At 56.2% G+C, this 14,328-nt stretch carries 16 protein-coding genes and 1 pseudogene; 9 read left to right on the forward strand and 8 right to left on the reverse strand.

Annotated elements, in window-relative coordinates; all coding sequences use genetic code 11:
• Positions 1-16 precede the first annotated feature (16 nt).
• The gene (locus Q7W83_RS09945; protein WP_473655942.1) at positions 17-1,585 is read right to left on the reverse strand and encodes an aldehyde dehydrogenase (NADP(+)); all 1,569 of its coding nucleotides are present in this window, start codon (positions 1,583-1,585) and stop codon (positions 17-19) included.
• Between the two features lie 3 nt (positions 1,586-1,588).
• Entirely contained in the window at positions 1,589-2,218 is a 630-nt protein-coding gene (locus Q7W83_RS09950; protein ID WP_150638543.1) for a cysteine hydrolase family protein, read from the reverse strand.
• 101 nt (positions 2,219-2,319) lie between these two features.
• On the opposite strand from Q7W83_RS09950, the gene Q7W83_RS09955 reads away from it, so the two are divergent.
• Positions 2,320-2,829: a winged helix-turn-helix transcriptional regulator gene (locus Q7W83_RS09955; RefSeq protein WP_473655943.1), complete on the forward strand. Its 510-nt coding sequence runs from the start codon at positions 2,320-2,322 to the stop codon at positions 2,827-2,829.
• Between the two features lie 65 nt (positions 2,830-2,894).
• Here the strand turns inward: Q7W83_RS09955 and Q7W83_RS09960 are convergent, their stop codons facing one another.
• The 3 genes from Q7W83_RS09960 to Q7W83_RS09970 all read right to left on the reverse strand — a co-directional run bounded on the left by Q7W83_RS09960 (position 2,895) and on the right by Q7W83_RS09970 (position 6,904).
• Positions 2,895-5,330: a TonB-dependent siderophore receptor gene (locus Q7W83_RS09960; RefSeq protein WP_473655944.1), complete on the reverse strand. Its 2,436-nt coding sequence runs from the start codon at positions 5,328-5,330 to the stop codon at positions 2,895-2,897.
• A 102-nt stretch (positions 5,331-5,432) separates the two neighbouring features.
• Positions 5,433-6,401: a FecR domain-containing protein gene (locus Q7W83_RS09965; protein ID WP_150632056.1), complete on the reverse strand. Its 969-nt coding sequence runs from the start codon at positions 6,399-6,401 to the stop codon at positions 5,433-5,435.
• Positions 6,398-6,904, reverse strand: a complete 507-nt coding sequence (locus Q7W83_RS09970) for a sigma-70 family RNA polymerase sigma factor (RefSeq protein ID WP_150638539.1) — start codon at positions 6,902-6,904, stop codon at positions 6,398-6,400. The genes Q7W83_RS09965 and Q7W83_RS09970 overlap by 4 nt, the downstream gene beginning before the upstream one ends.
• 165 nt (positions 6,905-7,069) lie before the next feature.
• Between Q7W83_RS09970 and Q7W83_RS09975 the strand changes: the two are divergent.
• Positions 7,070-7,510 (forward strand): annotated as a pseudogene (locus Q7W83_RS09975) (nucleotidyltransferase family protein); the annotation flags it as partial.
• Positions 7,511-8,016: 506 nt separating this feature from the next.
• On the opposite strand, the gene Q7W83_RS09980 reads toward Q7W83_RS09975, so the two are convergent.
• Entirely contained in the window at positions 8,017-8,484 is a 468-nt protein-coding gene (locus tag Q7W83_RS09980; RefSeq protein WP_473655945.1) for a helix-turn-helix domain-containing protein, read from the reverse strand.
• A gap of 203 nt (positions 8,485-8,687) precedes the next feature.
• Between Q7W83_RS09980 and Q7W83_RS09985 the strand changes: the two genes are divergently transcribed.
• The 7 genes from Q7W83_RS09985 (at position 8,688) to umuC (ending at position 13,274) form a co-directional block, all read left to right on the forward strand.
• On the forward strand, positions 8,688-9,095 hold the full coding sequence (locus Q7W83_RS09985; RefSeq protein WP_473655946.1) for a DUF6957 family protein: 408 nt from the start codon (positions 8,688-8,690) through the stop codon (positions 9,093-9,095).
• 34 nt (positions 9,096-9,129) lie between these two features.
• A complete protein-coding gene (locus Q7W83_RS09990) occupies positions 9,130-9,552 on the forward strand; it encodes a hypothetical protein (RefSeq protein WP_473655947.1) in 423 nt (140 codons plus the stop codon).
• 15 nt (positions 9,553-9,567) lie between these two features.
• Positions 9,568-9,915 carry a hypothetical protein gene (locus Q7W83_RS09995; protein WP_473655948.1) on the forward strand — a complete coding sequence of 116 codons (348 nt, stop codon included), beginning with the start codon at positions 9,568-9,570 and terminating at the stop codon, positions 9,913-9,915.
• Between the two features lie 472 nt (positions 9,916-10,387).
• On the forward strand, positions 10,388-10,603 hold the full coding sequence (locus Q7W83_RS10000; RefSeq protein ID WP_473655949.1) for a hypothetical protein: 216 nt from the start codon (positions 10,388-10,390) through the stop codon (positions 10,601-10,603).
• 112 nt (positions 10,604-10,715) lie between these two features.
• Positions 10,716-11,444: a metallophosphoesterase family protein gene (locus Q7W83_RS10005; RefSeq protein ID WP_473655950.1), complete on the forward strand. Its 729-nt coding sequence runs from the start codon at positions 10,716-10,718 to the stop codon at positions 11,442-11,444.
• 134 nt (positions 11,445-11,578) lie between these two features.
• The gene (locus Q7W83_RS10010; protein ID WP_473655951.1) at positions 11,579-12,007 is read left to right on the forward strand and encodes a LexA family protein; all 429 of its coding nucleotides are present in this window, start codon (positions 11,579-11,581) and stop codon (positions 12,005-12,007) included.
• Positions 11,994-13,274, forward strand: coding sequence for a translesion error-prone DNA polymerase V subunit UmuC (gene umuC, locus Q7W83_RS10015; RefSeq protein ID WP_473655952.1), 1,281 nt, complete (start codon positions 11,994-11,996; stop codon positions 13,272-13,274). The genes Q7W83_RS10010 and umuC overlap by 14 nt, the downstream gene beginning before the upstream one ends.
• Before the next feature lie 175 nt (positions 13,275-13,449).
• On the opposite strand, the gene tspO is transcribed toward umuC, so the two are convergent.
• Positions 13,450-13,890, reverse strand: coding sequence for a tryptophan-rich sensory protein TspO (gene tspO, locus Q7W83_RS10020; protein WP_348132994.1), 441 nt, complete (start codon positions 13,888-13,890; stop codon positions 13,450-13,452).
• 223 nt (positions 13,891-14,113) lie between these two features.
• Positions 14,114-14,328, reverse strand: a 215-nt coding sequence (locus Q7W83_RS10025; protein ID WP_473655953.1) for an IS3 family transposase, incomplete at its 5' end; no start/stop codon positions are given.

Genomic DNA, 14,328 nt, shown 5'->3' on the forward strand with positions numbered 1-14,328 from the left:
CCGGACGGGATGGCAACTATTGCCCGTCCACCAGGCGAGGCAGCTGCAACGGGTTGAAATCACGCAATGCCTCAGGCAACAACGCATCCGGAAAACCCTGGTAAGCCACCGGGCGCAAGAAGCGTTCGATTGAGGTCATGCCCACCGAAGTGAAGCGACTGTCCGAGGTCGCCGGAAACGGTCCTCCGTGAACAGTGGCGTGGGTCACTTCCTGCGGATGGGCGAAGGCGTTGACGACGATGCGTCCGGTTCTGCGCTCCAGCACCGGCAGCAAGCGTTGGGCCAGTGGCAAGTCAGTTGTCTCCAGGTGCAGGGCGGCGCTGAGTTGGCCCTGGAGCGAGCGGGCAATGGCGAGCAGTTCAGCCTCGTCCTCGACGGTCACCAGCAGCGCCGATGGACCGAAGACTTCCTGAGACAGTGTGGCTTCCTTGAGGAAGCGTTGGCCGGTGACCTCCAGCAGCGCCGATTGGCCGTCAACGTCCGCGCTGGCGGCGGTGCCTTCGGCGATGCGCTGCGCACCGGCGTTTTCCATCGCGGCCAGACCATTCAGGTAAGACGCATGGATCCCCGGCGTCAGCATCGTGCGGGCTGCGGCCTCGCTGACGCGCTGCACCATGGCCGCGCGCAGTGCTTCGAGACCGGCGCCTTTGATCGCGATCAGCAACGCGGGCCGGAGGCAGGCTTGCCCGACATTGACCAGCATGCGCTCGATAAAGCCGTCACCGATCTGCGCGCCGCGCTCGGCGAGTGCCGCGGGCAGGATGAACGTGGGATTGATGCTGGTCATTTCGGTGAACACCGGAATCGGATCGGGCCGCAGCTGTGCACGCCGATACAGCGCCATGCCGCCCTGTTCCGAGCCGGTAAACGTCACGGCTTTTATCAATGGATGATCGACCAGCGCTTCGCCGATGGTGTTGCTGCTGCCGCGCACCATCGAGAAAACCCCCTCGTGCAACCCGTGGTCCTGCACCGCCTTTTGGATGGCCCGTGCCTGGATTTCCGAAGCGCCGGGATGGGCGTTGTGCGCTTTGAGGATGACGGTCGCGCCGGCAGCCAGTGCCGAAGCGGTGTCGCCACCGGCCACCGAATAGGCGATCGGAAAGTTGCTCGCACCGAAAATGGCCACCGGGCCGATGGCCATTTTCTGCAGGCGATGGTCCATGCGCGGGCGAGGTTGGCGATCCGGTTGTGCCGGGTCGATGGCCAGTTGCAGGAAGCGGCCTTTGCGCACGACCTCGGCGAATTGACGAAACTGTGTGGCGGCCCTTGTTGCCTCGCCTTCCAGTTGCGCTTGCGGCAAGCCCGTCTCAAGTGCGGCCCGTGCCGCTAAATCAGTGCGGACGGCTTCGAGATTGTCGGCAATGCTCTCCAGAAACGCCGCGCGCCGTGCCAGCGACGTATGGCTGTAGCTGTCGAACGCCTCGTCAGCGAGCGTCGCCGCCTGGTGGACTTGCGCGACGCCGCCGAGGGCAAAATCCGGTTCGATCAACGTGTTGGTCGCAGGGTTGAGCGCCTTCATCGTTCCTTCCGTAGCCGCGACATCGTGCGTACCGATGATCAGGTTTCCTGTCAGTTTTTTCATCGGTCATTCCTGCCCTGCGAGGGTGGCTACGAGTTCGTCCGTGGTCACAATCGAATGGGCAAATGTGGGCCCGTTCAGCTCGTGGGCGGCGTGCATCATTTCCGGGCGGAAGGCGGCAGTCGCGTCACGCACCAAGGTGACGTGGTAACCCAGTTCCGACGCGTAGCGGGCAGTCGCTTCGATGCAGGTGTTGGCCAGCAGACCCACGATGATCACGTGGGTGATGCCTTTTTGCTTGAGGCGAAAATCCAGGTCGGTGTTGGCGAAACCGCTCGAACCCCAATGCTCCTGAACGACGATGTCACCGTCCTTCGGCGCGAAATCCGGATGCCATTCACCGCCCCATTCCCCGCGTGCAAAGTGGTGCATGTGCATGATCTTGCACTGGGTCGGTGTTGGATGGTCCCAGCCTTCGTAGTCGCCGTGTTCCCAGCGATGGTGCGGTACGATGACGACCGGAATGTCGAGGGCGCGAACCGTGCGATCGAGCGTGCGCAAGTTGTCGAGCAAGCCGACTTGCTCGGCGATCGGTTTGATCAAGGGGAAGACCTTGCCGTTTTCCGAGAGGAAATCGTTGTACGGATCGACCAGCAGATAGGCGGTCCTGTTGAGCGGATAAAGGGCGTTCGACATGACGATGTTCTCCACGAAAAGTTGAGTGACCGGTGCCGGGGACTTGCCTGGGCATCTTGTTAGTATGATAATCATAGTAATTGCGTAAGAGGCAAGTCCGTATGTCAATAAATACCAGTGTTCCCACCACTCTGTGCCCGATTTCCCGGGCCGAGGCGATCGTGGGCGACCGCTGGACCGTGCTGGTACTGCGTGAGTTGATTATGGGGAGTCATCGGTACGACGAGATCCAGGCGCAGACCGGCGGCACCCCGCAAATGATCGCTGCGCGCTTGAAGAGTCTGGAGGCTGACGGCCTGGTCGAACGCCGTCTCTACAATGAACGCCCGCCACGCTACGAATACCACCTGACCGAAAAAGGGCAGGCCTTTTACTCCGTAGTGCTGGCGTTGCGCGCTTGGGGGGAAACCTGGTGCAAGTCGCCGGAGGAAGGCCTGGCGGTGGTGTACACCCATAAAACCTGTGGCGAGCCCGCAGGTTTAGGACCACTTTGCGATCATTGCGGTGAGTTGTTGCGTCGGGATGAGCTGATCAGTGAGCAGAGCGAAGCCTATGCCGCAGAACGACAAACGCGGCGTGAGGCTTTCAAAGCGAGTCGGAGCCAAGCGTGAGGAGGCGGTAACCGCCCTCCCTGCGCTTGCGAACGGGGAGGGCGTTGATCAAACGATCTGCGCTGTCAGAACTCCGGCGTGTATTTCACGCTGAACATCACGTTGCGTGGATCACCGTAGTTGTTGTTGCCATTGATCTGGTTGTAGGCCGCCGTGAAGTAGGTCTTGTCAAACAGGTTGTTGGCGTTCATCGCCAGCTCGATTTCCGGCGTGAGCTGGTAACCGACACGGGCATTCCACACGGTGTAACCCGGTACGTTGACGCTGTGGTCGTAACCAATCGTGTGGGTTTGAGCAACGAAGCCCAGGCCAGTGCTGACACGGTTCCAGTCGCCGCTGAACTGGTAGTTGCCCCAGACGCGCAGCATGTGTTTCGGCGTCCACCAGCTGAAGACTTTGCCTTCGTTGTCCGGGTCCTTGAGGTACTTGGTGGTGTTGTAGGTGTACCCCGCAAACAGTTGCAGACCGTCCAGCACTTCGCCGCTGATTTCGGCGTCGAGACCCTGGCTGCGCACTTTGCCGGATGCCTTCGAGCAGTACCAACCGTCGCAGATTTGCCCACCGTCCGTATCGAGAGTGGCCCGGTTTTCCTGGTCGTAACGGAACAAGGCCAGGGACGTATTGACCCGACCCTCCATCAACTCGCCCTTGAGACCCACTTCGTAGTTAGTACCGATAATCGGTTTAACCACCGAGCCGCCGGTATCGCGTTCGGTTTGCGGTGTGAACACGTCGGTGTAGCTGGCATAGACCGCCCATTCGTGGCTCAGGTCATAGACGATGCCCGCGAAGGGGGTGACTTCGCCGTTTTCGTTACTGGTGCTTTCAGGATCGGCGGTGATGCTGGTCGCGTTCTGACCCCAGGATTTGTAGCTGTAGTCGTACCAGCTGACCCGAGAGCCGAGCACCAAGGTCAGCGGATCGATCGGCTTGACCCGCCAGCTGCCGTACAGACCCTTTTGGCGGATGTCATATTTGCTCGGCGTCCCCCGACCTCCGGGGCTATTGAGCAAACCGTCGTAGCTGATTTCGGGACGGTCGTGATTAATGTCGAAGATAGTGTCGGTACTGTTATTGAAGGTCCGAGCGAATTTGTCATCCGAGGTGTACTTGGAGTAGTTGCCGCCCACCATGATTTCCTGCTGCATGGACAAGGCTTCGAACTTGCCGTTGAGGTTCATGTCCAGAGCGACTTTGGTGGAATCCATATCCGTCACGAAGTCAGCGTATTGCACGCCGCTGCCATCGGCATTAATGCCGGTGCCGCTGGATTGCACCCTTGTGTTCTTCGCCTTGTTGGTTTCAGTCATGCGCACGGCGCCGACCTTGAAGGCCCAATCGTCGTTGAATCGGTGTTCCAGGTCGGTGTAGAGCGTGGTGACATCGATATCCGAATGGTTCCACTTCGCCCCGGTGTAAGTCTTGCGCGGCAGGTCGACGGGTTTGCCGTCGGCGTAGCGCGGGAAGCCGCGGACATTGGAGCGTGATTCGCCGTCGGACTGGCTGACCGCCAGGCCCAGAGTGGTGGCTTCAGTCAGATCGAAGTCCAGCGCGCCGTACAGCGAAGTGGTCTTGTACCATTCGGAATCGACGAACGAATGGCTGTCGTCCTGGTCGGCCACCAAGCGTCCACGCACGGTTCCAGCCTGGTTCAGCGGCCCGCCGGCGTCCAGCTGCAGACCGTAGTGATCCCAGGAGCCGGCCTTGCCGGTGAGGGTCACGGTCGGTGCGTTCTGGCCGCGTTTGCGCACCAGGTTGACGGCGCCGCCGGGGCTGCCGGTGCCTTGCAGCAAACCGGACGCGCCCCGCAGCACTTCCATGCGATCAAAGAAGATCAGGTCCTGCGTGGCCCAGTTGCCCAGCGCGTAAGTGTTGCGCGGGATCGGCACGCCGTCGTATTGCCAGTCATCGATCTGGAAACCGCGTGAACTGAGAATCATGCCTCTGCCGACGCCTTGGGCACCGACCAGACCGGTGGTCTTGTTGGCCGCGTCCTTGAGATCGACGATATCCTGATCGTCCATTTGCTTGCGGGTCATCACCGTGACCGACTGCGGAATTTCCTTGAGGGTGTGGGTGCCCTTGCCGATGGTCACCGCCCGCGCGGCGTAGGAGCCTGAGCCTTCGGTGGTGGCGTCGGTGCTGTGTTCGACGATGTTGGTCACGCCCAGTTGCAATGCTGCGCTGTTGTCCGCAGCAGGCTCGACGCTGAAGTTACCTTGCCCGGTCACTTGCAATTGCAGGCCGCTGCCCGCCAATGCCTTCTGCATTGCCTGTTCCGCGGGCATCTGGCCGACCACCGCCGGCGCTTGTTTGCCCCGCACCAGCGAAGGCTCCAATGAAACGATGTGGCCGCTCTGGCTGGCGATGGCATTCAACGTGCTGGCGAGTGGGCCGGCCGGCAGGTTGAACGTCAGGTCTTGGGCCTGCGACAGGGCAGGGCTCGCCAGAGTTGCCAGGGCGACAGCGGCGGAAAGGGCATGGGGCCACGGGTTGAACACAGCGTTCTCCTGAAAATGTGGAAGTGTCAGGAGATAGGTGGGACGAGAATTGAAAACCGGACACGAATGAGAGTTATTTCCAAAAAAATTTTATCGGTGGGGCTATTTCGCACGGATCAGCGTCAGCCATGGGCTGTAGCGATCCACACGAATCGGCAGGGTTTCCGCCAGTGCCGTGAACACCCGATCCGGATCGTTTAACGGGAATACGCCCTGGACTCGCAAGTCGCGAACCTCGGGAGCCACGCGGACAAAGCCCCGGCTGTAAGGGCGTAGCGCATCGACGACGTGTTCCAGGGGATCGTCCAGCACGTTCAGTCGTCCGCTGAGCCAATCGGCGCGATGACGTTGATCTCCGGCCACTGGTGCAATTGTTCCTGCATACAGCAAGGCCGACTGACCTTCCTGCAGGTCAAGCGTCGTGCCGTCGAGCAGACGGGCTTCGACGGAATGCTGCAACACCACCACGCGAGTCGCGTCGTGTTCCTGAGCCACCAGGAAACGGGTGCCCAGTGCACGTATTTCACCCTGGGCGGTGCGCACCCGTAGCGGACGCTGGGGGTCGGCTGCGACCTGAATCACCAGTTCGCCGTGGCGCAGAATCACCAGCCTTTGCTTGTCATCGAAACGCAGGTCCGCCGCGCTGTTCGCGTTGAGGCTCAGGCGGCTGCCGTCGGCCAGCGTGAAATCCTGACGCTGGCCGCGCCCGGTGTGCAGATCCGCCAGCAGCGAGTCACCCAGCGGGCTGCGAATGCCGAGCCACGCGCCGCCACCCAGCAGGCCCAGGCCCGCGATCACGCGGAGCGCATCGCGGCGTGAGCCGTGGGGCTGCAGCAGCAGTTGCCGCGCTTCGCCGGCCTGACCGGGCAAACGCCGATCCAGGGCACGAATCGTGTTGAAGGAAGCCCCGAGACGTTCCTGCAAGGTGGCCCAGGCCCGGGCATGGGCGGGGTCCATCGCCAGCCATGTGTTGAACCGTTCTTGCAGTGCGGCATCGGGTTTGCCGGCACGAAGGCTCACCATCCAGTCAATGGCCTGCTCGCTGACCGGATCAAGGCGCGGCTTGCTCATGGCGTCAACTCGCTCAGATAGCACTGACGCAATGCCTGTTTCATGTAACGGCTGACCGTGCGCTCCGAAAGCCCCAGCTTGTGAGCAATCGCCACGTAGCTCAGACCGTCCAGTTGGCTGTAGAGGAACGTGGCTTTGACGACCATTGGCAAGCCATCGAGTGCCCGGTCGATAGCGACCAGGGCCTCTATCAGCTGCAACTGTTCTTCAGGGGAGGGGGCGAACGATTCAGGCAACGTGGACAGGCGTTCGAGGTAGGCCAGTTCCAGCTTGCGCCGGCGATGACGATCAAAGATCAATCGTCGGGCAATGGTCGACAGGTACGCGCGCGGTTGTTCGATGCTGTCGGGGTCTACGCGGGCTGTCAGCATCTGGCAAAACGTATCGGCGGCGGTGTCCTCAGCGTCCGCGTGATTGCGCAGGCGCCGCTGGATATGCTGCAGCAGCCAACGATGATGGTCGCTGAAAAAGAAGCCCAGCTTGCTGGTCTGAGGAGGTTGCACCGGTTGGCTTTCCAGATGTTAGTGTGAATCGTTCTCAATAATACCTTTGAGAGGATCGTCACTGCAATCTCTGACTTCGCCGATGGCGGGGCGGGATGAATGCCCGCCCGTGCTTCTTGATGTATCGTCTTCCGGCAAGGAGTTGAGACTGTGCACGGAGCCCACATGACATTGACCACCGAAACACTAATCGAAATGGCCATGACCAACCCGGCCAACGCCGAGATTGCCCGGCGCCTGCCTGCGCTCGGGATGAACCAGTGCATGCTGACCGCAGGCTGCCTGTTTCAGGCGGTCTGGAACCATCAGTCCGGCCGGCCTGCCGCGTGGGGCATCAAGGATTACGACGTGTTCTACTTTGATGAAGACGAATCGTGGGACGCCGAAAACGAAGTCATCCTGGCGGCGCGAGCGCTCTTTCACGACCTTGACGTGAACATCGAAATCAAGAACCAGGCACGGGTCCATCGCTGGTACGAGCGGCGGTTCGGCAGGCCGTACCCGAAGCTGAAGTCGGCGAAGGACGGCATCGACCGGTATCTGATTGCGGGAACGTGCATCGGCCTCGATGTGGTGAGCGGCGAGGTGTACGCGCCTTACGGTTTGGGCGTTTTCTAGACACCCCTCTCTTTGGTGTCAAAGACCTTAGTCTTTGACATGCTCTTGATCCTGCCTTTAAAGCAGTTAAAGCCTGCTTTTGATTGGGAGTGCTCTTGCCTTGGTACTCCTGATTCACCTCTACCTAAGGCATACCCCGGGAGCCTTTTTTTTGCCCGGCACTGGAGTGCTGGTTGGTTCATTGGCAAAGGGCTAGCTGTAGGCTTCCATTTGTATTTTTCTGGACAGTCACGCTCTAGTGCCAAGATCAGATCAGATCAGATCAGATCAGATCAGATCAGATCAGATCAGCTTTGACTTTGATCATATTCTTCAGACACGTCCAAAACGCAATGGCTGCGTTAGGTGGTATGGAAGCCAGTCTTGAATTTACCCATGGGGAGTCAACCTGATTCTACATCCATGATCCACCTCTCAATCCTAAGCCTTGTGGTACCCCTTACCCTAGTATCCAGTAACGTTATCGCTATCTATGTTCAGGTTTACTAGGACAGCTACAAATTCCAGTATCGATGCACCGTCGATTTCGCCAGTCCCAGCTTCTCTGCAGCTTCAGCCTGACTGAATCCTGCAGCCTTGAGGGCCTTAACAGCCTCGGCCCCTTCAGTGTTCCCTGGCTTTCCTTTGGGGCGTTTCACCAATTCTTTGCCAACAAACTGGCTACGTAGAAGTTCCACCCCTCCTTCTGCCTGGAATGCGTCCAGCTGATCCCGTGCCCGGGTAAGCGTGAGTGCATAGGGCTCGTCTTTATGTATGGCCAAGCAGATGGCAAGCAGGGCGACAGGATCAAACTGAAGCGCTTCGGACAGCTCAATCAGCTTCTCCAGCGTAATGCTGCTGTTGCCTTGTTCTAATTTCCCAATATTGGCTTTAACGCTGACCTCAGCTAGGTCTCCGTAATCCAATCCTCTCGTAGTGCGGATTGCCCTGATCGCGGCTGCAACCTCTTTCTTGAGCGACATGATCCGTCCTAAAAAACGAGGATAGAGCCATACGCGGCCAGTTCCGATAAACCTCGTTTAGTGGTATTATCGGAACTGTCGAGGCTTTGGGTCGCTGGGACGAGGCGTTTCCGCTCAGGTTAAGGCGTGGTGGGCTAGATGTTGGTCATCCCTGGCAGGGGTACACGCGAACATATCAGATGTATTGACGGAGATTCACTAGGATGAGCACAGATGAATACAATGAAACAGTTGAACTGCTTTATGGCTCAGGTGAGCGACGGATTGGGTCTGAGGAGAGCGATGAAGCTCTCATAGAACTGGTGAAGGCTCGCTTCCCGAGCAAGCCCTATTGCCTTGTCGAAGACTGGATAATCGCTCGAGTGGATGTGACTGAAGACGAACTAAAAAAAATCCATGCAGAAGGCCAACTGCCTATGGTGATTTTTGCGAACAACGTTATTTTTGACAGTCAGCGACGATTCGACGTCGGAGATTGGGTGCGCAGCACTTTCGCTACTTCCTTTCAGGACGGTTTTCTCTTTGAAACCCGAAACACCATTTACGTCCTGTGCGGCAATGGGCATGAAAAATCAGTCGGCCTTAAAACAATTCTTTCTTTTAAACTCTAGGTCGCTCCTGCGATAGCTCGAAGCTGGAGTAAAAATGTTTAGAACCTACGAAAGCGATATGGCAGGCGTACCTGGCATGTTTGGCGAAGGCCTCGCGCATTGGCACATGATCTCTCGCTCTCTGCAAACGCACTGGTATCACGTCGATCTAAAAGTCCGTGACGAAGATCGACTAATTTCTTTGGTTGTGATGCCGAATGACGAAAGCAAACTGCACGAGATTCTTAAGGCGCAAAGTGCTGATTTAGTAATCACGGATGTGAAAGTTGTCACTCCTCCGTGGATGAATAAGACTGGCGAGTGGCAAATGGAAAAGCTAGCACGTGTATCAATTGGCGATGATAAAAACGACATCTCTGTCTGTCTTTTGGAGGTGGCAAGTGGCTCTATCTACGCCGACGTTCATGATCCATTTTTCAACGCTGAGTCCTTGACCAATATTCGAAAAATCTACTGAGTCGAGAGCAGAACAATGCCGAGTTCAATCGAACCTGAGTTCTACTTCAAACGGCTCACTGATTTCCACCTTCGACGCATTGTTCAGGCGGATAAATACGCGTATGAAGCCCCCATAACCGCTTTTCTTAGCGATGTTGTTATTATTTCTAACACTGCAATGGGTATTGTTTTTCGACACCAGAATCCGGGGCCCTACGGACGCTTCGACGACGGACATCTGATTCGCACGTCTGACATCCGATTTACGCGTAAAGAGGGAAGGTTTTGGGTGCTGACTACATTGAATTCTCGTTATGTAGTCGCGTCATTAAAAAAAGAATTCGGGCGGAAAAGTTTTAAGGCACTTTTAGAAACGGTTTGAGGACGATCCTGCACTCCGTTCATCCTGCAGAACAAGCTGAGACCTGTTGGGAGAGTTATGAATGACCTAAATTCGAGGTGCGTCTGAATGGGGCTGTTTATTAAGAAAGGCGAGCCCCTGTGCGTATCTTCCGGCATATTTGGGTCATTCAGCCGCGACGGCCCATTCAGAGCACTCAAAGATTTCGACCTTGAATATGTAATTGAGGTATACCAAAAAAACGGCTCTGACGCTGACGACGAATTCTCCTTGCTATCGAATTTACATGATCACCTAATCACAGATCAGTACATATAAAGGACGCCATGCCGAATATCTATCTCGGAGCATTCAATACGTTCGATGTGAGAGAAGAGATCGATCCAGATGTATGAGCGCTCGGATGGCTGATTTTGCACTCATTCGACCTATGCGTATCTGATATCAGAGTCGTTGCTCATCATAGGTTATGAAAATATGTGGAGGATGGGTTGTGGCCCTTGATGATGACGACACAGTGTACTGCGATGTTCAGATGCCAGTCGCGCAGGGTCGAGAACTACTGCAGTTGGTGGATGACTTTCGCGATTCGGGAGCTCATCCGAACCTCGATACAGTTTTTGCGCATATGCAGCTTGAGCTGACGATGGCGATTGATATTGTTGATAACCCCCGGCCTTTGGGGTCAGGCAGACCCACCAAGCACTGAAATATGAAAAGGCTAGGCGCTAGCGCGAAGAGGCGATTGCTTCGCTATCACGGCCGCTTTTGCACTGTGACGACGGAGAATGTGCAAAGCACTGCTTAGGGTGGAAATTCCGATGAAGCTTCAAATTTATTCAGATCTGCACAATGAATTCGCTCGATTCGATCCCGCACCAAGCGATGCTGACGTGGTCATACTCGCCGGCGACATCGATCTGAAAGCGCGTGGCGTGAAATGGGCGAACGAAGTTTTCCAATGCCCTGTGATCTACGTGTGCGGGAACCACGAGTACTACGGTGGACACCTTCATCACACGCTACGGAAGATGAAAGAGGCAGCAATTTCACATGTCCACGTGTTCGAAAATGAAGTCCTGATCCTGGATCAAACGCGTTTTTTGGTCACTACAGCATGGACAGATTACTCGTCTACTGGAGATGTCGTTGCGGCGAAACGCATCGCCTGGGAGTGGATGAACGATTTCACAGTGATCAGAACAGATGAGAGTTACCGGCGGCTTCGCCCTGATGACCTGATTGCGAAATCCAAGGTAGCCTACGCCTGGCTTTCTGCAGAGCTGGATAAGCCATTCGACGGCATAACCGTAGTGGTTACGCACCACGCGCCAACCTTGGAGCATGTCGGTGATGACCTGCCTGAACACTTGGTCGCAGCCTATGCGAATGATTGGCCGGAGCTATTGGGTAAGGCCGATCTTTGGGTATACGGACATACCCACGTCGCAGCGGACTTCGCTAAACAGGGTTGCCGAATCGTTTCCAATCCTCGTGGCTACCCGGGTCAAACAACCGGTTTCGATCCTAATTTTTTGATTGAGCTTTGAAAAGCAGCGGTTTAGCGAGGAGGCTCACACGCTCGCACAGTGGTACCCCCTGTCGACTGTGATGAGTCTTTGTTTGACCGCAAACCCTGTTCAGCGGTTTACTGTACGAACATACAGTATTCGGCGATTGCATTATGGTCACCATCCTAGGCCCGCTATCTAGCAGCGGCGTTCAGCTTCCGTTTTATTCCTACCGCGTTCCAGCAGGTTTTCCGTCCCCTGCGGCAGACCATCTCGAGCAGAAGGTATCGCTAGACGAGCTCTTGGATCTACGTGCTCCTCACATGTACCTCGTGCGCATAGAGGGCGATAGCATGATCGGTGCCGGTATTTTCCCGGGTGACCTAGCCATTGTGGACAGATCTATGGAAGTGGAGTCTGGACATATCGTCATTGCTGCGGTGGATTGCGAGCCCGTTTGCAAGCGATTGGTCAAGGAGTGTGGCCAGATCGTTCTCAAGTCAGAGAATCCAAAATATCCTTCGCGTTACATGATGGAGGGTGAAGAGCTTTTGGTATGGGGCGTTGTTTTGTACAGCGTGCGCAGCCATGAAAAAGCCTGAGCCAGCATTCGCCCTGATCGACTGCAATTCCTTTTACGCAAGTTGTGAGCGAGTTTTCAGGCCAGACCTTCGCAACACGCCCATCGTAGTGCTCAGCAATAACGATGGGTGTGTAATCGCCCGCAGCTACGACGCCAAACCCTTTGTGAAGATGGGTGAGCCGTACTTCCAAATCAAACACAAACTAAAGCAGCACGGCATCGTGGCCTTCTCGTCGAACTATCCGTTGTATGGCGACATGAGCGAGCGCGTCATGAGCGTGATCGAGTCTCTTGTGCCCGCCGTTGAGGTCTACAGCATCGATGAAGCCTTCGCAGATTTGGCGGGTGTACCGGGAGATCTCGAAGCGCTCGGGCGACGGATACGTGCGCAGGTTTATCGCAGCACAGGCATCCCTGTCGGCGTCGGTATTGCAGGTACGAAAACCCTGAGCAAACTCGCCAACCATGCGGCAAAAAAATGGCAGGCGCAGAGTGGCGGTGTCGTTGATCTACGTGACCAGGTAAAACGCGACTGGGTGCTCAAGAAATGCTCTGTCTCAGACGTCTGGGGTGTAGGTCGGAAGATGACTCTTCACTTGGAAGGCATGGGCATCAAGACAGCTTGGGATCTTTCCAAAACTGATCCCTGGATGTTGCGCAAAAAATTCAGTGTGGTGATCGAGAAAACGGCACGTGAGTTGGCCGCCACGCCGTGCCTTGAGCTCGATGAACCTGATCCACCCAAGCAAGAAATTTGCTGCAGCAGGATGTTCGGGAAGCGTCTCACTGAGATTGCACTGATCAAAGAGGCGGTCGCCACATACATGATGCGAGCCACGGAGAAGCTCCGGGCTCAGCAGTCGCTGTGCAAGAAGTTCAGGGTCAGCATTCGCACGGGCATGTTCAATCCCGAGGAAGCGAAGTACGCCAATGGTGTACTGGTTGAACTGCCTTACCCAACCGACGACGTTCGGTTGATGACAAAAGCTGCGGTGGACGCGGTGGAGAGGATCTTCCGAGCTGGTTTCAAATACAGCAAAGCCGAGGTGCTCCTACTCAACCTTTGCCAAAAAGGTGAGTACACCGAAGACCTCTTTTCGATCTCCCAGCCTGAGACAACCGAGAAAGTGATGGGCGTTTTGGATGCCATCAATGGCAGGTGGGGCAGGGGGACAATGCGGCTCGCCAGCGTGCCGACCGATCCAGAGTGGGGTATGCGCCGGGAGATGATGAGTCAAAGTTTTACGACACGGGTCGATCAGCTTTGGACGGTATATTGCAAGTGACAGGAGTTTCGCCATAGGCCGAACATCGAATTCGATGAGTGGATTTACACAGGTGATGCGATTGCGGATTCAAAAGCGCGGCAAACAGACGAGCTTTTAATTGAAGGTGAGCATTTGCGCCAATGCTTGCTCGCCAGCAGGCGGTGGCGCTTCTGCATCCATTCGGAAATAATCGTCAGTGGTTATTGCGCCAGATGGAAAAATTCAACGCGGCGGCTACACACAGCCAGGCAACGTAAGGAAAGAGGATCAGGCCAGTAATGACGTCAAGCTGCAGCGCCATCACCATCATTGCTACGACCACCAGCCAGAGCAGCGTTAGGATCACCATAGCGGCGAAGAGGCGGTGCGCGCCGAAGAACACGGGAGTCCACAGTGTATTAAGTGCAATCTGTGCCGCCCATAAAGCTAGCACCGCCTGACTTCCAGGTATCAGTGTTAACCGGTACCCGGCCCAAGCGAGCAGCAGATAGATCGTCGACCAGGCGATGGGAAACACCCAATTGGGCGGAGTAAAGCCGGGCTTAACGAGAGATTCGTACCACTGGCCCGGTTTGAACAGGATGCCGGTGCTTGCGGCAGCAGCGCAAGCGAGAAGAAAAATGAGAAATGTCATCCCCAGTCCTTAGCTTTGGTCAGCTGTCCAAGGTTGTGAAGCCACGTCGGCAGTCTAAAGAAATGACCCTCAATGAAACGAAAAGTTTGGAATGAGGGATGACATTTCACTGAGAGCCGTTTTTGTGGCTTATATTGGCCGAAATGCCAGTCGCCACCAGCAATGAAAATTTGTGTCAATGATGGTGGAGACGTTCTGCTAGAAGTGAATCGCCCCGGATTCTCTAGACACCTTGCAAGCTCATTGCGTAACGCTTTTCAAACTCTACCGGTGACAGCTGATTGTTGAAACCATCGCGGCGTTTTGCGTTGTAGAACATCTCGATGTAATCAAACACATCACTACGAGCATCTTGCCGCGAGGTGTAGATTTTCCGCTTGATCCGTTCCCGTTTCAGAAGCTGGAAAAAGCTCTCGGCCACGGCGTTGTCATGACAGT

The organism is Pseudomonas sp. 300 (assembly GCF_055803035.1).